Raw genomic sequence first — 18,627 nt, 5'->3', positions numbered from 1 at the left:
CTCAGGCGCCTTTCTGCGACAGTTTCAGGCCGCGCGCCAGGTCCGCGACCAGATCGTCCGCGTCTTCCAGCCCCACCGACAATCGCATGGTGCCTTGCTTGATGCCGGCCTGCTCGAGCTGCTCGTTGGGCACGCGGAAGTGGGTGGTGGACGCGGGGTGGATCACCAGCGACTTGGCGTCGCCCACATTGGCCAGGTGAGAAAAAATGCTCAGGCTGTCGACGAAGCGCTGGCCGGCCGCGCGGTCGCCGCGCAGGTTGAAGGTGAACACGGCGCCCGCGCCCTTGGGCAGCAGGGTCTTGGCCAGTTCGTAGTCGGGGTGGCTGGTCAGCTCGGGGTAGGACACCGATTCCACCGCCGGGTTGGACAATAGAAAATCGATGACCTTGCGCGTGTTGGCCACATGGCGGTCCATGCGCAGGCCCAGGGTTTCGATACCTTGCAGCACGGCAAACGCATTATGCGGACTCATCACGGCGCCAAAATCGCGCAAGCCCTCGCGCCGCGCACGCAGGGAGAACGGCGCGACGGTCGATTCTTCGGCAAACACCATGCCGTGAAAACCGTCATACGGCTCGCACAGCTCGGCAAAGCGGCCGGTCTTGTCGTAGGCGGCTTGCCAGTCAAACGTGCCGCCGTCGACCAGCAGGCCACCGATGGCCGTGCCGTGACCGCATAAAAACTTGGTGGCCGAGTGGAACACCAGGTCGGCGCCATGGTCAAAAGGCTTGAGCAGGTAGGGCGTGGTAAAGGTCGAGTCCAGCATCAGCGGCAGATGGTGTTCGTGCGCCAGGCTTGCCACTTGTGGAATGTTGAGCACATCGAGGCCGGGGTTGCCCAGCGTTTCGGCGAACAGCACTTTCGTTTCAGGCCGGATCGCGGCGCGCCAGGCGTCGATATCGCGCGGATCGACAAAGGTGGTGGCGATGCCGAAGCGTTTCAGGGTGTAGGCGAGCAGGTTGTGCGAGCCGCCGTACAGGGCGCGCGAAGCGACCACGTGCGAGCCGGCGCCGGCAATCGTGCACAGGCCCAGGTGCATGGCAGCCTGGCCGCTGGCCGTGGCGATGCCGGCCACGCCGCCTTCGAGGGCGGCAATGCGCTCTTCGAGCACGGCGTTGGTGGGATTCGATATGCGTGTATAGACATGGCCGGCGCGCTCCATATTGAACAGCGAGGCGGCGTGGTCCGAGCTCTTGAAGGCGAACGAGGACGTGAAATGAATCGGCGTGGCGCGCGCGCCGGTGGCCGGATCGGGCGCGGCGCCCGCATGCAGGGAAAGCGTATCGAAACCGAGGTACTTCGGACCGCTCATGATATCTCCGTCATTATTTTCGTGCCCAGATCGTAACCCGATTAGCCAGGCAATAGAAGAGTGGCCGTGCAGGGTGCATGGATGGTAGGATGTCCACGTGCGCGATCTGTGACTGCGGTTTCACCGCCCCTTGCAACCATTCCACCAGAAAAGAGTTGCCCCCCCCATGCTAACTTCGCCCACTGCATGCGACCTGTCGTTCGATGATTTGCACCGCCATGGCTGGTCGCGGCACGATGGCTTTCTTTCGTCGGCACTCGCCGGCCAGCTGGCGGCGCAATGCGTGCAGGCGCGCCACGACGGGCGCATGAAGGCGGCCGGCACCGGCAGCGGCCGCACTCCCGGCGTGCACAGCAGCATCCGCAGCGACAGCATCGCCTGGCTGGAAGAAGGGCAGTCCGAGGCTTGCGACCAGTATCTTGGCTTGATGGAAGGGTTGCGCCAACGGCTGAACCGTGAACTGTTCCTGGGGCTGGACGAGTACGAAAGCCACTTCGCGCTGTATGCGCCGGGCGCCTTTTACTGCACCCACCTCGACCGTTTTCGCGACGACGACCAGCGCACGGTGTCGGTGGTGATGTACCTTAATGACGGCTGGCTGCCTGGCCAGGGCGGCGCGCTGCGCCTGCATCCCGAGGGGGAAAGCCCCATCGATATCTTGCCCGAAGCGGGCCGCATGGTGATGTTCCTGTCGGCCGAAATGTTGCACGAGGTGCTGCCCACCGCCCGCGAGCGCCTGTCGCTGGCCGGCTGGTTCCGCCGGCGTGGCTAAGCAAGTGGGTGTTCCAGGCTTTCCTGTGGGATTTGATTGACCGCAAGACTGGATTTTTTGGCAGGCATAGGCTACAGTCCCAATCAGGGCTCAGAACAACTACAATACCACTCACGCGGACAGGACGGCCATTATGAAAGTATCTGAAATTCTTCAAGTCAAGGGCAACATCCTCTATACGGTAACGCCTGATCAGCCTTTGCTTGATGCGGCCAACACCATGGCGGAAAAAGACATCGGTTCGCTGGTGGTCATGGAATTTGGCGACCTGGTCGGCATGCTGACTTTCCGTGAGGTGCTCAATGCCCTGCACGAAAACGCGGGCCAGATCGGCGGCGGCACCGTGCGCAAGCATATGGACGACCACCCGATCACCGTGACTCCCGATACGGAAGTGAACGAAGTGCGCCGCATCATGCTGGAAAAGCACGCGCGCTACCTGCCCGTGATGAACGCCAAGACCTTGCTTGGCGTCATTTCCTTCTATGACGTGGCGCGCGCCGTGCTCGAAGCGCAAAGCTTTGAAAACCAGATGCTCAAAGCCTATATCCGCGACTGGCCGGCTGAAACGCCGGACTGAACACGCTTGAACGCGGTATGAAAAACGCCGGCATCGCCGGCGTTGTCTTTGGAAGTCCTGGTTTCAGGCCACACCCTCCAGCGCCGCGTTGCTGAGCCAACTGACCAGCGCATCGGCCGTCATCGGCCGGGCGAACAAAAATCCCTGGGCGATCGGGCAGCCCAGCGACTGCAAAATCTGCGCCTGGCGCTCGTCTTCCACGCCTTCGGCGATCACGGCCAGGCCCAGGTTGCGGCCGAGCTGGATGACCATTTCGGCGATGCTGCTGCCGCGCGCCGAGTTGGTGATTTCGGTGACGAACGCGCGGTCGATCTTCAGCCTGTCCACCTGCAGCCGCTGCAAATAGGACAGCGAGGAAAAGCCGGTGCCGAAGTCGTCGATGGCGATGCTCACGCCCGTCTGCTTGATCTGCCACAGCATCTTGATCAGCAGGTCAGGCTCTTCCATCGCCATCGATTCGGTGATTTCCAGTTCGACGAATTCTGGCGGCGCCTGCGTGTCTTCCAGCGCCGTGCGCAGCATGTCGAGGAACAGCGGATGGCGGAACTGCACCTGTGACACATTGACCGACATGACGAAATGGCGGTTGCCCTGTTCGCGCAGCCGCACCAGTTCGCGGCAGGCCGTGCGCAGCACCCATTCGCCGAGGTCGATGATAATGCCTGAATACTCGGCGATCGGAATGAAGCGGTCGGGCGAGATGAACTTGCCGTCCGGCGTCTGCCAGCGCAGCAGCGCTTCGGCGCCCACCGGGCGGCGCGTCGACAGGTCGATCTGCGGCTGGTAGACGACAAACAGCTGGCCCTGCGCAAAACCGGTGCGCAGCGCGTGCATCATGCGCACGCGCTCGCGGATCTCGATGCCCATGCTGCGCGAAAAATAGAAGTGGCCGGTGCGCTGCTGGGTCTTGGCGCGTTTCAGGGCGATATCGGCATCCTTCAGCGCATCGGCGCCGGTGCCCGCATGTTCGCCCAGGCGCACCAGACCCAGGGTGGCCGACAATTGCACGTCCTGGCCGTCGATGCTGAACGGGGTCTGGAACAGCGCCAGGACCTGCGCCGGATTGACCTCGCTGGCGTCGCCGAGCACGCAGAAGATATCGCCGCCCAGGCGCGCTACCGTCAGTTGCGGGCCCAGCCGGGTTTGCAGCCGCTCGGCCACGGCGACCAGCAGCAGGTCGCCGAACTTGTGGCCCAGCGCATCATTGGTTTCGGCAAAATGGTCGAGGTCGACCAGGCACAGCGTGGCGTCGTCGCGGGCCGGACCGGCCAGGGCTGCATCGAGGATTTCCACCAGGCGCGTGCGGTTCGGCAACTTTGACAGTTGGTCATAAAACGCCGCGTTATGCAGGTGGCTGACCAGTTCCACATTGTCGAGGCCAACGGCGACATTGCTGCAAAACACTTCGAGCAGGCTTTCCTCGATGGCTGTCAAGGGGCGCGGCAGCAGCAGGTAGGCGGCCGAGTCGCGGCTGGACTTGCCGGCGAAATACAGGGTGGCGTGATCGTGCGCGTAGACATTGCGCCGCTGCGCCAGCGCGTGTTCGATGGCGCCGACGATCTGCGGGTTCTCGATGCCGCACAGGGTGCCGTGCGCCACGCCGGAAAAGCAGCCCGCATGGGCGCAGACGAGCAGGCTGCGCTTGCCCTGGTCATTGATTTCCTGGGTGCATAGCACACCGTCGGCGCGCAGATGCAGCAGGTCGGCTACTTGCGCCAGCACGCCGGCCGAAAAGTTCTGCACGCCGTGCAAGGCCATCAGCTGGGTGCTGGCGTGCACGATGCGGTCCAGGCCGAGCCGGCTGTTGCTGATCGAGCGAATCTGTTCGTAGGAGCGGATCGCCGCCGTCACGGTGGTAAACAGCTTGATGCGGGTCAGCTCGGACTTGGTTTTATAGTCGTTGATGTCAAAATCGCGGATGGCGTCGATTTCCGGCGCATAGCCGGGCTGGCCGGTGCGCAGGATGATGCGCACGTCGCTCATTTTCAGCGTTTCGCGGATATGGCGCACCAGGTGCAGGCCGGCGTCGTCCTGCTCCATCACCACGTCGAGCAGGATGACGGCGATATCGCGTTCATGCTTGAGCAGCTCGCGCGCCTGGCCAGCCGAATAGGCGTGCACGAACTCGAGCGGACGGTGCTGCATCTCCAGGTTGCCGAGGGCAAAGGTGGTGGTGGAATGGACATCTTCGTCATCGTCGATGATCATCACTCGCCACACACTGCGCGCGCTGGTGCTGGCCGGCGCGGCAGGTTGCTCATCAAGGAATACCAGGTCGTCGTGATCGTCCTTGTCTGCATCAAGGGGAGTGATCGGTTCAGGCATGTAGTTTACTTCTCCAGGGCGCAATGAGGCAGGCGTATCGGGATGTAGGGCACGACATCAAACAGGATATCTCTCCACGTGTCTTGATCCAAGTATATAGCGATTTAACAAGCCGAAAGTACTTTTTAGGATTAATCATTGCAGCAATATTTTCAGTTTTGCTTGATTGTAACTGTTGCTCCACATTTTCTGCAGAAAGTCTGTGGCATTGGCCTGCTGGCGCTGTGGGGCGTGGCGTGGGCTGGTAGAATGGCGTTTTCCAGTCTTTCATATTCCCTACTATGTCCGGCAACTCTTTTGGCAAGCTGTTTACTGTTACCACTTTCGGCGAATCGCATGGTGCGGCCATCGGCTGCGTGATCGATGGCTGCCCGCCTGGGCTGGTGTTGTCGCAGGCCGATATCCAGCCCGAACTGGACCGCCGCAAGCCGGGCACCTCGCGCCATGTGACGCAGCGCCAGGAATCGGACACCGTGGAAATTTTATCGGGCGTCTACCAGGGCGTGACTACCGGTACGCCGATCGCTTTGCTGATACGCAATGAAGACCAGCGCAGCAAGGACTACGGCAATATCGCCGACAGTTTCCGCCCCGGCCACGCCGACTATACCTACTGGCACAAATATGGCGTGCGCGATCCGCGCGGCGGCGGCCGCTCGTCGGCGCGGTTGACGGCGCCGGTGGTGGGCGCGGCAGCGATCGCCAAAAAATGGCTGCTGCAGCAATACGGCACCACCTTCAAGGGCTGCATGAGCCAACTGGGCGACATCGCCGTGCCGTTTCAGTCCTGGGACCATGTGCACACCAACCCCTTCTTTGCCGCCAGCGCTGACGCCGCGCTGATCGCCAGCATGGAAGAGGCGATGGACCAGCTGCGCCGCGACGGCGATTCCATCGGTGCCCGTATCGACGTGATTGCACAGAATGTGCCGGTAGGCCTGGGCCAGCCGATCTACGACAAGCTCGACGCCGACATCGCCTATGCGATGATGGGCATCAATGCCGTCAAAGGCGTGGAAATCGGCGCCGGTTTCGATTCGGTGGCGCAAAAGGGTTCCGAACATGGCGACGAGCTGACGCCGCAAGGCTTTGTCGGCAATAACGCCGGCGGCGTGCTGGGGGGGATTTCCACGGGGCAGGATATCAGCGTCTCGATCGCCATCAAGCCGACCTCCTCGATCCGCACGCCGCGCCGTTCGATCGATAAGGCGGGTAATCCCGTGATGGTGGAAACCTTCGGCCGCCACGATCCCTGCGTCGGCATCCGCGCCACGCCGATCGCCGAAGCCATGCTGGCGCTGGTGCTGATCGACCATGCGCTGATGCATCGGGCACAGTGTGGGGATGTGCTTGTTTCGACGCCGAAGTTGACGTAATTTTACCCAACGGCGTAACTGCCGGGGTCAGACCCTCAATGCCGCAAACGCAGAGTTCATTGCTGACGGGCGAGGGGGGGGCAGACCCCAGATTTTGCCGTTGGGTGAAAGCAAACGTATCAAGCCACTTTATTGGCCACCAGTTCCAGCTGATGCCGCGTCTCCACCGACTGCACCAGCAAGGCCCTGATATCGTTAATCAGATTAAATTCTGTCTGGTTCAGCTGGATTGGCGGGAAACTGTCGTCCCAGTCGCCATATAAAAATCCTGTCGGCTGGCCGTTGGCCGACAGCGGCAGCACCACGAAGCTGCGTGCGTCCGACAGGGTGGTCTTCCACCATTGCGGCAGCTTGGCGGCGAATTTCGGGTCGCGCGCGTTGTCGATGAAGATCACGCGGTCGCTATTGAGCGCCGCGTGGAACACATTCGGTTCGTAGGCATCGCCAAACACCATCAGGTTTTGCAGCGCGGCCGCGCCTTCGCCCATGCAGATGCGCGCCGCATACAGATGGTCCTTGTGGTTGCGCACAAAGGCCACCGAGCGCGAAAAGTCGAAGCCCCGGTGCAGGGTTTCCAGCGCCATCGACACCATCTGGCCCGGCTTGGCCGTGCCGATGGCGCCACGCAGGTCCAGCAGGCCGCCGGTCAGGATGCGGTTGCCTTCGGCGCGCAGGCGCGTCGAGGCCAACTGGCGCGCGCGCCGTTCCATCGGTTTCGACAACGGCGCGATGGTGAGGTCGGCTGCGGCCATGGCCCTGGCTTTTTCCACCGCTTCGAGCACCGTTTCAGGCTGCATGCCCAGCATGCCTGCATAATTGCCGATCAGCACCTGCACTTCGGCCGCAGCGTTGGCGTCGTCGTGCCACAGCGAATCGGCGCAGCGCGCCGCCATGGTCGACAGGCCGGCCATCCAGTCGGCGCCGCTGACGACTTCGTCGGGCTGCATCGGCGCCAGCGGGCGCATGCCATCGATCAGGTGCTGCGGCAAGCCCCAGTGGGCTGCCGTCGCATAACCTACTTCAGTCAGGCTCAAGCCGAGGATTTCCGGCGCCGCCGCCGCTTCGTTGCCGGGGCCGCCATGCGCCTGCAGCCGCGCCCAGTAATCGGTCAGGTAGAAGGTGACCATCATGCGGCCCAGGGTGTGCAGCATCGAGCACACCACGGCCTGTTCGGCCTGCAGGCTGCCGGCGCTGGTGGCCACTTGCTGCGCCACCATGCCGGCCAGCACGGCCTTTTCCATTTCGACGTGGGCGCTGACCGAGTCCGGCGTCGCCTGCGACAATTCTTCGATCAGTTTCAGTCCCAGCGCCAGGTGGCCGATGGCGTCCAGGCCCAGCACCAGCACGGCTTTCGACACCGTGTTGACGCGCTGGCCAAACGCCGAGTACATGCCGCTGTTGGCCAGGCGCAATACCTTGTGCGTGAGGACGGGATCCGTCAGCACGGTTTGCGTCATGTCGAACGCATGATCGTCCTCGCCGCGCATGGCGCCCAGGATGGCGCCGATGGCCTTGGCAAAACCGGGCATGTCGCCCTGCTGGCGCGTGCGTGACCATAGCAGTTCCAGGGTGTTGCTGCCGAGTTGCGTCGGCGCCGTGTAGTGGCCTGGGCTCATTGCACGCCTCCGCGCAGATCAGTCGATGATAGTCCGGTAACCAGCGCCGCATAGGTTTTCTCGCTCAAGGCCGCCAGTGCCGCATGGGCGGGCATCGGCTTGCCCGTCAGATAGCCCTGCACATAGTGGCAGCCGCGTGATTCGATGAAATGCATTTGTTCTTCAGTTTCCACGCCTTCGGCCACCACTGACAGGTTCAGGTGTTTGGCCAGGTCGAGTATGGTGTTGCAGATGGCGGCGTCCTTGCTCGATTCGGGCAAGTCCTTGATAAAAGTACGGTCGATCTTCAGTACCGAGATGGGAAAACGTTTCAGGTAAGCCAGCGAGGAGTAGCCGGTGCCGAAGTCGTCGATGGCGATGCGCGCGCGGCGTTCCGTCATTTTCACGAGGATGGCTTCGGCATGCACCGGGTCGATCATCAGCGTGCCTTCGGTAATTTCCAGCACCAAATGCTCGCCCGACAGGCCGGAAAAGGCCAGTGCATCGTCGAGCACGTCGAGAAATTTGTCGTTGCGAAACTGGCGCGGACTGATATTGACCGACATGTACAGAGGGCGCTGCGCCGCCTCCTGGAATTGCCGCAGCTGCACGCAAGCCGATTTCAGCGCCCAAGCGCCCAGCAGGTTGATCAGGCCATTGGCTTCGGCGATCGGGATAAAGCGCACCGGAGGCACCAGGCCCAGGGTCGGGTGTTTCCAGCGCATCAGGGTTTCAAAGCCCTGGATCTGGCGCGTGCGCGCGTTGACGATGGGCTGGTAGTACAGCAGGAATTCGCCTTCGCGCACGGCCTGGAACATCGCCGCTTCGAGCGAGATATCGTGCTCGGACGGGCCGTTCAGGCGCGGGCTGTAGATCAGGCAGCGCGCCTTGCCGGTTTCCTTGGCGCGCGACATGGCCGCGTCGGCCAGCGCCACCAGGCGCACCTCGTCTTCCGCATGCAGCGGATAGATCGCCACGCCGACCGAGGCGCCCACATAGATCTTGTGGCCGTCGACTTCGAACGGCGCCTGCAGGGTGGCCAGCAGGCGGCCCGTGACGAGCTTGATCTGCGCGTCGGTGGCGCTGCCGGGCAGTACGGCGACGAACTCGTCGCCGCCGACGCGGGCCAGGGTGTCGCTGTCGCGCAAGGTCTTGCGCAGGCGGGCGGCGGCCAGGCGCAAGACGGCGTCGCCCACCGGATGGCCCAGGCCGTCGTTGACTTTCTTGAAACCATCAAGACCGATGGTGGCCACCGAAAAGCCCTGGCCCGAGCGCGCCGCCTGGGCGATCACCATGCGGATGCGGTCCGACAGCAGCAGCCGGTTTGGCAGCCCCGTCAGGGCGTCGTGGGTGGCCATATGGCGCAGCCGCTCTTCCGTATTGTGCTGGGCCGAGGTATCGCGCCCGACCACCAGCAATTCGGCCAGGCCTTCGTTGCTCATGTACGAGGACAAGCGCAACTCGAACCAGATTTCCTGTTCCGCTGTGTGCAGCCGCACTTCCAGGCGGCCCGGTTCTTCGAGCGCGTCCTGCAGCGCCGCCTGCAGCGCGGCGCGCGAGGCCTCGGCTGCCAGCTGCAGCAGCAAATGGCCGACCAGGCCGGCCGGCGCGGCGAACAGGGCGGTGGCGCGCTTGCTGGCAAACAGGATCAGGCCGTCCGCATCGAGCCGGAACACGATATCGCCGGCCTCTTCCATGAGGTTGTCCAACTCGTGGCGGGCCTCGCGGTGGGCGGCGGATGGGGTACTGGAAAACATCGTGCTGGCTTTTACCTTTATCAGTGCTGCCGCCCAGCTATGCGCATGGCGGCAAGCAACATCATTGCGCATGGCGCGCCGCCCGATCGGTAGCGCGCCTGGTCAGTGGAATCATCATGGCAGGCCTGCAACAAAATCGCCGCTGCCTGCCTGATGACTCCGATTTAGAGGAAATGTATCATTGAAAACCAGGTGAAAACATGAAATTGAGCAACATTTGTTCATAAGGTGGAAATATTGCTGTGCCTCCTGACGTGCCATGTCGGGTTTCGCCACAAGGCCTGCACCCGACTCGCCTTTGTGGATCAGTGGCGGGGCCGCCGGCTTTTGACAATGGCGTACCAGACAAGTTCAGCATGATAGCAAACCGTGGCGGGGAGTTGCCAGGAATGCGCGCCGCGAACATCAGGTCTGGCGTCGTTCCTGCGCATGCCGTTGTCCCCGTCGATCATGGTGACGCTTGCCCGGTACGCGGTGTTTTTTCACCCAGGTGCAGGCAAAAAACTACTCACTTTCTGCCGGGCCCCGGCCGGGCACAAAAGGCGCGCTTGCCGCTTGTTTCACTTTGCGCTAGTCTGGTTCGCATGCCAGCTTTTTGGCAGCCCCCGCCAAACCTGCACGGAGTCGCCATGAATGCTTGCGATACGCATGAAGTTTTCAACCAGGCCACGCCATTCGAGAACGTCAACCTGTTTGCCTGCGATCCCGTGCTGCAGGAGGCCTTGCTGCGCGAGGGTGGCGGTGCCGCATCGGCCGAGCTTGAATTGCTTGGCGAGCGCCTGGGCAGCGCCGAGCTCATCGCGCTGGCGCACCTGGCCAATGCGCATGGGCCGCAACTGCGGCAGTTCGACCGCAGCGGGCGGCGCATCGACGAAGTGGAATTTCACCCGGCCTGGCATGGCTTGATGGCGGTGCTGGTCAAGGCGGGCCTGCATGCGGCGCCGTGGGTGGCGCCAGGGCCGGGCGCCGGGACCGGGGCCGGGACCTGGACCGGGACCCACGTGGCGCGCGCCGCCGCCTATATCTTGGCAGGGCAGCTGGAAAACGGCGTGCAATGCCCGCTGACGATGACGTTCGCGTCGGTGCCGGTGCTGCGCCAGGCGGCGGGCTTGCCGCAGATCCTGGCGCGCTGGCTGCCGAAAATCCTGTCCGGTGAGTACGATCCGCGTTCCTTGCCGGTCGAGCACAAACGCGGCGCGCTGATCGGCATGGGCATGACGGAAAAACAGGGCGGCACCGATGTGCGCAGCAATACCACCCGCGCCGAGGCGCTGCCGCTGCCTGAGGCGCAGGCGCTGTTCGGCGCCGAGGCGGACAATGCCTACCGCATCGTCGGCCATAAATGGTTTTTCTCGGTGCCGCAAAGCGACGCCCATCTGATCCTGGCGCAGGATGCCGGCGGCGCGGGCCTGTCGTGCTTCTTCCTGCCGCGCTACCTGCCCGACGGCAGCCGCAATGCCATCCGCGTGCAGCGCCTTAAGGACAAGCTGGGCAACCGCTCGAATGCGTCGGCCGAAGTGGAGTTTGCCGGCGCGTATGGCTGGCTGGTCGGCGAGGCGGGCAGGGGGATTGCGACGATTATCGAAATGGCCAGCCATACGCGGCTCGATTGCGTACTGGGCAGCACCGGCATCATGCGCGCCGCACTCGCCCAGGCGCTGCATCACGCGCGCCAGCGCATGGCGTTCGGCAAGGTGCTGGCTGAACAGCCGTTGATGCAGAACGTATTGGCTGACCTGGCGCTGGAATCGGAAGCGGCCACCGTGTTCGCCATGCGCCTGGCGCGCTGCTTCGATGAAAAAGATGACGAAGGACAAGCCGCGCTGGCGCGTGTGCTGACCCCGGCCGGCAAGTACTGGATCTGCAAGCGCGGTCCCGGCTTTGGTGCCGAAGCGATGGAAGTGCTCGGTGGCAACGGCTATGTGGAAGAGGCGCCGCTGGCGCGGCTGTATCGCGAACTGCCCGTCAACTCGATCTGGGAGGGTTCCGGCAATGTGATGTGCCTGGACGTGCTGCGCGCGCTGGCCAGGTCGCCCGCCGCGCGCGCAGCGCTGGCGGCCGAGCTGGCGCTGGCCGGTGACGGCGACGCGACCTTCGTGGCGTATCGCGCGCGGCTGCTGCTGGCGCTGGAGCAGGGCGAGCCTGACGAGTTTGGCGCGCGTGCCTGGTCCGAGCGCATCGTGCTGGCGGTGCAGGCGGCTCTGCTGCTGCGCCATGCGCCGTGCTTCGTGTCGAGCGCGTTTGTCGCTTCCCGGCTGGCGCAGGCGCCGGGCGGCGCCTATGGCCGCTTGCCGGTCGGCACCGATTGCGCCGCCATCCTGGCGCGCGCCCTGCGTCAATAGCGCACGGCAGCGCGCTGCAATTATTTCGAAAATTCCAGCCACAGCACTGCTTGAGGCTGGGATAATGCGGTCCTATACCGCCAATCGATATCCATGCGCGGGCATGGCCAGTTGCGCCTCGCCTGACGAAAGAGTACAACGACATGAAACAAGACCCACGCTTTCCCAATCTGTTCATCACCGATCACCCGCTGATCCAGCACAAGCTGAGCCATATGCGCGAGCACGATACCTCGACGCGCACCTTCCGCGAATTGCTCAAGGAAATCACCCTGCTGATGGGCTATGAAATCACGCGCGACCTGCCGCTGACCACGCGCGAAATCACCACCCCGTTGATGACCGTCGATGCGCCCGTTATCGCGGGCAAGAAACTGGCCATCGTGCCCATCTTGCGCGCCGGCATCGGCATGAGCGACGGCTTGCTGAACCTGGTGCCGTCGGCGCGCGTCGGCCATATCGGTGTGTACCGTGACCCGGCCACCCATATGCCGGTGGAATACCTGGTGCGCCTGCCGGACCCGAGCGAGCGTACCTTCATCCTGTGCGATCCGATGGTCGCCACCGGCAACTCGGCCGTGTACGCCGTCGACGTGCTGAAAAAGCGCGGCGTTTCCGATGAGCAGATTATCTTCCTGGCGCTGGTGGCCGCACCGGAAGGCGTGACGGTGTTCCAGAACGCTCATCCGAACGTGAAAATGTTTGCCGCCGCGCTCGACTCGCACCTGAACGAGCACGCCTATATCGTGCCGGGCCTGGGCGACGCGGGCGATCGCATCTTCGGCACCAAATAATTGACTCACGGCTAGCACCCCATGGCAACCTTGATCGATCCCGATTTCCGCACCCGCTTGCGTGCCCTGAATGACAAATACGCGGCCGGCGTGCCGGCGCTGATGCAGGCGATCGCCGATGCCCATGCGCGTTGCGACACCGAAGGCCCGCGCCTGGCGCAGCTGACCGCCTTGCACCACGCCCTGCACGCGGTGGCCGGCTCGGCCGCCACCTTCGGCTTTGCCACCCTGGGCCAGGAATGCCGTCGCCTGGAACAACTGGCGCGCCACTTGTTGAACGAGCCGGGCAATGTGCTGGCAGAGTGGCCATTGTTGAGCACGCATGTCGGCGCCTTGCTGAGCTGGGCCGCGCGCGACGCGGCGGCCACGCATTTTTCGGCCTGAGCGACAATGATCGGAAAGCGTGGTTCAAATGATATATTTGATACAACGCAAAGCGTACGCGACTCGGATTAGGATATAGTGTGTCCATGCCGCTGCTTCAGCGGCGCCGCAAGACCGGGATCTTTGGCTGTTTTGACTATAAAAGTAGGCCTCGCAAGTTTATTTTGCGAAAAAATGGTTTTTCCCAGTTTTGTTGGTATAATTGGGCATCGTTGGATTCGAGGTAGTAGTGCAGTTTGTCTGTCATTTCTTTCTTGCTTCAAACGATATAACGGGCGCAAGCCCAACTTAACTGAAATAGGAAATTGTAATGGCAACTGGCATCGTAAAATGGTTCAATGATTCGAAGGGCTTCGGCTTTATTACCCCTGACGAAGGCGGCGAAGATCTGTTCGCTCACTTCTCGGCTATCCAGTCGAACGGCTTCAAGTCCCTGCAAGAGAACCAACGCGTTTCTTTTGAAGTGACCGCTGGCCCTAAAGGCAAGCAAGCTTCGAACATTCAGCCAATCTAATACGCTGGATCAAACGAAATAAAGAAATCCTCGGTTTCCGGGGATTTTTTTTCGCCTGAATTTTTGTAATCACCTATATCGCCCGCTCCCGCCAATAATCGGCTTGCGAATAGCTGTGCCGCAGAAAATCGACGAAAGCGCGTATGCGTAGCGGCAAATGCCGGCGCTGTGCAAACACCGCATAAATATCGTTGCCAGGCGCCGCGAACTGATCGAGCATCGTCACCAGTTGCCCCGATTCAATCTCCGCCCCCACTTCCCACATTGACCGCCAGGCCAGCCCTTTGCCGGCCAGCGCCCAGTCGTGCAGCACCTCGCCGTCGTTGCAGACCATATTGCCCGACACTTTCAAGGTCACGTTCTTGCCGTTTTCACGGAAGGTCCAGCCGCGCTGGCTGCCTTCGCCGCTGATTGCCAGGCAATTGTGCTTGATCAGGTCGTTTGGCACCCGCGGCATGCCGGCCCGTTTCAGGTAGCCGGGCGCGCCCACCACCACGCGGTGATTGTCGGCCAGCTTGGTGCTGACCAGGGAAGAATCGGACAGGCTGGCAATGCGGATCGCCACGTCGATGCCTTCGCCGATCAGGTCTACCAGGCGGTCGTTCAGGTTCAGCGCCACCGTCACCTCGCGGTGCTCGGCCACGAAAGAGGGGATCAGCGGCGCCACGTGCTGGCGGCCGAAGCCGGCCGGCGCGGAAATCAAGAGGTGGCCGCTGGCTTTCACGCTGCGTTCGGCCACCGCCAGTTCCGCTTCCTCGAGTTCGGCCAGGATGCGCTGGCAGTCTTCCAGGAACGCCGCGCCTTCATTCGTCAAGGCCAGCTTGCGCGTGGTGCGCTGCAGGAGTTTCACGCCCAGGCGCTGCTCGAGCGCATCGAGGCGGCGGCCGATCATGGCCGGCGCGATGCCCTCGGCGCGCGCGGCGGCCGACAAACTGCCTCTGGCGACTACTTCCACGAAGGTTGAAATTTGTTTGAATTGTCCCATGATGCTCTTTCACTTGTGACAAAAACGCATGGATGAAGTGATTTTTAATCTCGTTTTATGCCTTATAGTGAATATACTATAGAACAACAGCACCCGATACGCATCTGCCAGACATCGCTGGCGCTTATACTTAGCCTGCCAGATTACTTTTATTAATAACGGAGAACATCATGACGCAGTCCCCCATCGTTTTGCCGGAAGGCATGCAAATCACGGGCGAGATCCAGCCTGGATACGAACAGATCCTGACACCGGAGGCGCTGGCGCTGGTGCTCAAGCTGACGCGCGCTTTCGAGCCGCGCCGCCAGGAATTGCTGGCCGTGCGCGTCGAGCGCGCCAGGCGTCTCGATGCGGGCGAGCGCCCTGATTTTCTGCCGGAAACGGCGCATATCCGCGATGGCGACTGGACGATCGCGCCGATTCCGAAAGCGCTGGAATGCCGCCGCGTGGAAATTACCGGCCCGGTCGAGCGCAAGATGGTCATCAACGCCTTCAACTCGGGCGCCGACAGCTACATGACCGACTTCGAAGACTCGAACACGCCGAACTGGGACAACCAGCTGACGGGCCAGATCAATATGTTCGATGCCGTGCGCAAGACCATTTCGCTGGAACAAAACGGCAAGTCGTACAAGCTCAACGACAAGATAGCCACCCTGGTCGTGCGTCCGCGCGGCTGGCACCTCGATGAAAAACACGTGCTGGTCGACGGCAAGCGCATTTCGGGCGGTATTTTTGATTTCGCCCTGTTCATGTTTCATAACGCCAAGGAACAGCTGGCGCGCGGCGCCGGCCCGTATTTCTATCTGCCCAAGATGGAATCGCACCTGGAAGCGCGCCTGTGGAACGATATCTTCGTCATGACGCAAAACGAGCTGGGCTTGCCACAAGGCACCATCAAGGCGACCGTGCTGATCGAAACCATCCTGGCCGCCTTTGAAATGGATGAAATCCTGTACGAGCTGAAAGAACACAGCTCGGGCCTGAACGCGGGGCGCTGGGATTACATCTTCTCGTGTATCAAGAAATTCAAGCTTGACAAGGATTTCTGCCTGGCCGACCGCGCCAAGGTCACCATGACGGCGCCCTTCATGCGCGCCTATGCCTTGCTGCTGCTGAAAACCTGCCACAAGCGCGGTGCGCCAGCCATTGGCGGCATGGCGGCCTTGATTCCGATCAAGAACGACCCGGAAAAGAACGATATTGCCATGGGCGGTGTGCGCAACGACAAGGCGCGCGACGCCACCGACGGCTACGACGGCGGCTGGGTCGCCCATCCTGGCCTGGTGGAACTGGCCATGGGCGAATTCACCAAGGTGCTCGGCGACAAACCGAACCAGATCGACAAGCAGCGCCCCGACATCGACGTCAAGGCGGCCGACTTGTTGAATTTCCAGCCGGAAGCGCCGATCACGGAAGCGGGCTTGCGCTACAACATCAACGTCGGCATTCACTACCTGGGCAGCTGGCTGGCTGGCAACGGTTGCGTGCCGATCCACAACCTGATGGAAGACGCGGCTACGGCCGAGATCAGCCGCTCGCAGGTGTGGCAGTGGATTCGTTCGAGCAAGGGCGTGCTGGAAGACGGCCGCAAGGTCACGGCCGAGATGGTGCGCGCCATGATTCCGGAAGAGCTGGCCAAGGTGCAGCGCGATGCGCCGGGCGGCGACGGCCCGACCTATGTGCGCGCCGGCCAGATTTTCGAGGAAATGTCGACCTCGGAATCGTTTGCCGAGTTCCTGACCTTGCCACTGTACGAAGAAATCTGATTATTGTCTTGAATCAAACAAAAAATCCCGGCATGCCGGGATTTTTTACGTGGTTGCGCCAAGCGTGGCGGCAACTTAAAAATGGTTTTTCCACATGCGCAGCGCCGCAAAAGCCTCCACCGGCGACGCATCATGGCCCAGTTTGCCAGCCACTTTCAGGCTGCTCAGGATGGCCGGTTCGCGGTAGCGCAGGAAGGGATTGGTGGCTTTTTCCAGCTTGATCGTCGACGGCACCGTCGGCAGGTCCTGCCGGCGCTTTTCCGTGTCGACGGCCACCCGTTCCCGCAGCGCCAGGTTGCCGGGCTCGACTGCGCTGGCAAAGCGCAAGTTGGACAGGGTATACTCGTGGGCGCAATAGACCAGCGTGTCGTCGGGCAGGGCCGCCAGCTTGGCAAGCGAATCGGCCATCTGGCCTGGCGTACCTTCGAATAAGCGGCCGCAACCGCCGGCAAACAGGGTGTCGCCGCAAAACAGCCAAGGTGCGCCGTTCGCGTCGCCGCGCTGGCGCACATAGGCGATATGGCCCTTGGTATGGCCGGGCACGTCGACCACGGTCAGCTGCAGGCCCAGTTCGGCGACCACGGCGACCTCATTGCCGGCCAGCGGTTCCGTGATGGTTGTGATAGCCTCGTTGCGCGGACCGAAGACGGGAACGGCGAAATGCTGTAACAATTCAGGCACGCCACCGGTGTGGTCGGCGTGGTGATGCGTCAGTAGAATGGCGCACAAGTTCAGATTGTTGGCCTTGAGCGCTTCGAGTATGGGTTTGGCGTCGCCGGGGTCGACCACGGCGGCTTGCTTGCCGTCATGAATCAGCCACAGGTAATTGTCGTTAAAAGCGGGCACGGCAAGTACCGATAAGGCGTGTTCAGGGGAGTTGATCATGTGTAAGAGAGAAAACTGAATGGACAGTGCGGCATCCGAAAAATCCATTATAGCGCTTGATGGCTGGTTGCAGACGCCGGCTGGCCTGTACGTGCGTCAATGGGAACAGCAATGCCTGGACAGCCTGACGGTCGATATCTTCGGCTTTAACGCCGTGCAACTGGGCTTGCCCCAGTTCGACGCGCTGGCCGCCAGCCGCATGCCCAACAAATGGCAGATCGATGCGCGCCTGCCGGGCAATCAGCCGCAGGGTAGTGCGCTCAAGCTGGTCTCCGCTTTCGACGAGCTGCCCTTCGATTCACACAGCCTGGACCTCGTAGTGCTGCCGCATGTGCTCGAATTTGCGGCCGAGCCGCACCAGGTGCTGCGCGAAGTCGAGCGCGTGCTGATCCCCGAAGGCCAGCTCATCATCTGCGGCTTCAACCCGGCCAGCCTGTGGGGCGCGCGGCAGGTACTGGCCCGCCTGACGGGCCGCCATTACCTGCCCAGGGCCGGCGAGCTGATTTCCATGCCGCGAGTAAAGGACTGGCTGAAATTATTGAACATGGGCGTGAGCCGCAGCCATTTCGGCTGCTACGCGCCGGCCTGCAAGACCGATAAATGGCTGCGCCGCCACGCCTACATGGACAAGGCCGGCGCGCGCTGGTGGCCTTATCTGGGCGCAGTGTATATAGTGCAGGCCATCAAGCGCGTCAAAGGGATGCGCCTGATCGGTCCGGCGTGGACCAAGAAACCGGCGACGGCGCCCGCAGGCGCACCGGTGACCAACAAGAGTCGGGAACAGGAACATGGATAAGGTTGAGATTTACGCCGATGGCGCATGCAAGGGCAACCCCGGCACCGGCGGCTGGGGCGCACTGATGGTAGCCGATGGCGCCAGGAAGGAAATTTACGGCGGAGAACTGAACACGACCAACAACCGCATGGAATTGCAGGCCGTGATCGAAGCCCTGACGGCGCTCAAGCGCCCGTGCCAGGTGGTGATGTACACCGACAGCCAGTATGTGCAAAAGGGCATCAGCGAGTGGATCCACGGCTGGAAGGCGCGCGGCTGGAAAACGGCCGCCAAGGCGCCGGTGAAAAATGTCGACCTGTGGCAGGCGCTCGACCTGGCCCAGTCCGTGCATCAGGTGGAATGGCGCTGGGTGCGCGGCCACAACGGCCATCCGGGCAACGAACGGGCCGACCAGTTGGCCAACCTGGGCGTGGAAACCGTGCGCGCATAAGTTCGCGCACG

Annotated in this window: 16 protein-coding genes; 10 read left to right on the top strand and 6 right to left on the bottom strand. The window is 62.3% G+C overall.

What is annotated here, in order from left to right; genetic code table 11:
* Position 1: 1 nt before the first annotated feature.
* Positions 2-1,312 carry an O-acetylhomoserine aminocarboxypropyltransferase gene (locus CD932_RS18070; RefSeq protein ID WP_094444163.1) on the bottom strand — a complete coding sequence of 437 codons (1,311 nt, stop codon included), beginning with the start codon at positions 1,310-1,312 and terminating at the stop codon, positions 2-4.
* A 166-nt stretch (positions 1,313-1,478) separates the two neighbouring features.
* Between CD932_RS18070 and CD932_RS18065 the strand changes: the two genes are divergently transcribed.
* Both CD932_RS18065 and CD932_RS18060 read left to right on the top strand, forming a co-directional pair.
* Positions 1,479-2,084: a 2OG-Fe(II) oxygenase gene (locus tag CD932_RS18065; RefSeq protein WP_094444162.1), complete on the top strand. Its 606-nt coding sequence runs from the start codon at positions 1,479-1,481 to the stop codon at positions 2,082-2,084.
* 133 nt (positions 2,085-2,217) lie between these two features.
* Positions 2,218-2,664, top strand: coding sequence for a CBS domain-containing protein (locus CD932_RS18060; protein ID WP_065309015.1), 447 nt, complete (start codon positions 2,218-2,220; stop codon positions 2,662-2,664).
* 63 nt (positions 2,665-2,727) lie between these two features.
* Here the strand turns inward: CD932_RS18060 and CD932_RS18055 are convergent, their stop codons facing one another.
* On the bottom strand, positions 2,728-4,989 hold the full coding sequence (locus CD932_RS18055; protein WP_094444161.1) for a bifunctional diguanylate cyclase/phosphodiesterase: 2,262 nt from the start codon (positions 4,987-4,989) through the stop codon (positions 2,728-2,730).
* A gap of 281 nt (positions 4,990-5,270) precedes the next feature.
* On the opposite strand from CD932_RS18055, the gene aroC reads away from it, so the two are divergent.
* The gene (aroC, locus tag CD932_RS18050; protein WP_094444160.1) at positions 5,271-6,365 is read left to right on the top strand and encodes a chorismate synthase; all 1,095 of its coding nucleotides are present in this window, start codon (positions 5,271-5,273) and stop codon (positions 6,363-6,365) included.
* A gap of 119 nt (positions 6,366-6,484) precedes the next feature.
* Here the strand turns inward: aroC and CD932_RS18045 are convergent, their stop codons facing one another.
* Together CD932_RS18045 and CD932_RS18040 are read right to left on the bottom strand one after the other, a co-directional pair.
* Positions 6,485-7,981: an HDOD domain-containing protein gene (locus CD932_RS18045; protein ID WP_094444159.1), complete on the bottom strand. Its 1,497-nt coding sequence runs from the start codon at positions 7,979-7,981 to the stop codon at positions 6,485-6,487.
* Complete coding sequence (locus CD932_RS18040; RefSeq protein ID WP_094444468.1) at positions 7,978-9,717, bottom strand: bifunctional diguanylate cyclase/phosphodiesterase; 1,740 nt, start codon at positions 9,715-9,717, stop codon at positions 7,978-7,980. Before CD932_RS18040 ends, CD932_RS18045 begins: the two co-directional genes overlap by 4 nt.
* Before the next feature lie 629 nt (positions 9,718-10,346).
* Between CD932_RS18040 and CD932_RS18035 the strand changes: the two genes are divergently transcribed.
* The 4 genes from CD932_RS18035 to CD932_RS18020 all read left to right on the top strand — a co-directional run bounded on the left by CD932_RS18035 (position 10,347) and on the right by CD932_RS18020 (position 13,751).
* The gene (locus CD932_RS18035; protein ID WP_094444158.1) at positions 10,347-12,059 is read left to right on the top strand and encodes an isovaleryl-CoA dehydrogenase; all 1,713 of its coding nucleotides are present in this window, start codon (positions 10,347-10,349) and stop codon (positions 12,057-12,059) included.
* Between the two features lie 143 nt (positions 12,060-12,202).
* The gene (upp, locus tag CD932_RS18030; RefSeq protein WP_094444157.1) at positions 12,203-12,853 is read left to right on the top strand and encodes a uracil phosphoribosyltransferase; all 651 of its coding nucleotides are present in this window, start codon (positions 12,203-12,205) and stop codon (positions 12,851-12,853) included.
* Between the two features lie 21 nt (positions 12,854-12,874).
* The gene (locus CD932_RS18025) at positions 12,875-13,237 is read left to right on the top strand and encodes an Hpt domain-containing protein (protein WP_094444156.1); all 363 of its coding nucleotides are present in this window, start codon (positions 12,875-12,877) and stop codon (positions 13,235-13,237) included.
* Between the two features lie 310 nt (positions 13,238-13,547).
* Positions 13,548-13,751 carry a cold-shock protein gene (locus CD932_RS18020; RefSeq protein ID WP_010398811.1) on the top strand — a complete coding sequence of 68 codons (204 nt, stop codon included), beginning with the start codon at positions 13,548-13,550 and terminating at the stop codon, positions 13,749-13,751.
* 73 nt (positions 13,752-13,824) lie between these two features.
* On the opposite strand, the gene CD932_RS18015 is transcribed toward CD932_RS18020, so the two are convergent.
* The gene (locus tag CD932_RS18015; protein WP_094444155.1) at positions 13,825-14,736 is read right to left on the bottom strand and encodes a LysR family transcriptional regulator; all 912 of its coding nucleotides are present in this window, start codon (positions 14,734-14,736) and stop codon (positions 13,825-13,827) included.
* Positions 14,737-14,906: 170 nt separating this feature from the next.
* Here CD932_RS18015 and aceB point away from each other — a divergent pair, with 170 nt between their 5' ends.
* The gene (gene aceB, locus CD932_RS18010) at positions 14,907-16,505 is read left to right on the top strand and encodes a malate synthase A (protein WP_094444154.1); all 1,599 of its coding nucleotides are present in this window, start codon (positions 14,907-14,909) and stop codon (positions 16,503-16,505) included.
* A gap of 75 nt (positions 16,506-16,580) precedes the next feature.
* Here the strand turns inward: aceB and gloB are convergent, their stop codons facing one another.
* Positions 16,581-17,390 carry a hydroxyacylglutathione hydrolase gene (gloB, locus tag CD932_RS18005; protein WP_094444153.1) on the bottom strand — a complete coding sequence of 270 codons (810 nt, stop codon included), beginning with the start codon at positions 17,388-17,390 and terminating at the stop codon, positions 16,581-16,583.
* Between the two features lie 19 nt (positions 17,391-17,409).
* Between gloB and CD932_RS18000 the strand changes: the two genes are divergently transcribed.
* On the top strand, positions 17,410-18,186 hold the full coding sequence (locus CD932_RS18000; protein WP_094444152.1) for a class I SAM-dependent methyltransferase: 777 nt from the start codon (positions 17,410-17,412) through the stop codon (positions 18,184-18,186).
* Entirely contained in the window at positions 18,179-18,616 is a 438-nt protein-coding gene (gene rnhA / locus CD932_RS17995; protein ID WP_094444151.1) for a ribonuclease HI, read from the top strand. Before CD932_RS18000 ends, rnhA begins: the two co-directional genes overlap by 8 nt.
* Positions 18,617-18,627: the final 11 nt, after the last annotated feature.

Origin of the sequence: Janthinobacterium sp. PC23-8 (genome assembly GCF_002250505.1) — a bacterium.
Classification (GTDB): Bacteria; Pseudomonadota; Gammaproteobacteria; order Burkholderiales; family Burkholderiaceae_D; genus Janthinobacterium.
The sequence above is the reverse complement of the archived record's forward strand: the minus strand, read 5'-3'. Positions and strand labels throughout refer to the sequence as shown.

Coding starts and splice junctions, on each gene's coding strand:
- CD932_RS18070 (WP_094444163.1), bottom strand. CDS start 1,312: ATGAGCGGTCCGAAGTACCTCGGTTTCGATACGCTTTCCCTGCATGCG.
- CD932_RS18065 (WP_094444162.1), top strand. CDS start 1,479: ATGCTAACTTCGCCCACTGCATGCGACCTGTCGTTCGATGATTTGCAC.
- CD932_RS18060 (WP_065309015.1), top strand. CDS start 2,218: ATGAAAGTATCTGAAATTCTTCAAGTCAAGGGCAACATCCTCTATACG.
- CD932_RS18055 (WP_094444161.1), bottom strand. CDS start 4,989: ATGCCTGAACCGATCACTCCCCTTGATGCAGACAAGGACGATCACGAC.
- aroC (WP_094444160.1), top strand. CDS start 5,271: ATGTCCGGCAACTCTTTTGGCAAGCTGTTTACTGTTACCACTTTCGGC.
- CD932_RS18045 (WP_094444159.1), bottom strand. CDS start 7,981: ATGAGCCCAGGCCACTACACGGCGCCGACGCAACTCGGCAGCAACACC.
- CD932_RS18040 (WP_094444468.1), bottom strand. CDS start 9,717: ATGTTTTCCAGTACCCCATCCGCCGCCCACCGCGAGGCCCGCCACGAG.
- CD932_RS18035 (WP_094444158.1), top strand. CDS start 10,347: ATGAATGCTTGCGATACGCATGAAGTTTTCAACCAGGCCACGCCATTC.
- upp (WP_094444157.1), top strand. CDS start 12,203: ATGAAACAAGACCCACGCTTTCCCAATCTGTTCATCACCGATCACCCG.
- CD932_RS18025 (WP_094444156.1), top strand. CDS start 12,875: ATGGCAACCTTGATCGATCCCGATTTCCGCACCCGCTTGCGTGCCCTG.
- CD932_RS18020 (WP_010398811.1), top strand. CDS start 13,548: ATGGCAACTGGCATCGTAAAATGGTTCAATGATTCGAAGGGCTTCGGC.
- CD932_RS18015 (WP_094444155.1), bottom strand. CDS start 14,736: ATGGGACAATTCAAACAAATTTCAACCTTCGTGGAAGTAGTCGCCAGA.
- aceB (WP_094444154.1), top strand. CDS start 14,907: ATGACGCAGTCCCCCATCGTTTTGCCGGAAGGCATGCAAATCACGGGC.
- gloB (WP_094444153.1), bottom strand. CDS start 17,390: ATGATCAACTCCCCTGAACACGCCTTATCGGTACTTGCCGTGCCCGCT.
- CD932_RS18000 (WP_094444152.1), top strand. CDS start 17,410: ATGGACAGTGCGGCATCCGAAAAATCCATTATAGCGCTTGATGGCTGG.
- rnhA (WP_094444151.1), top strand. CDS start 18,179: ATGGATAAGGTTGAGATTTACGCCGATGGCGCATGCAAGGGCAACCCC.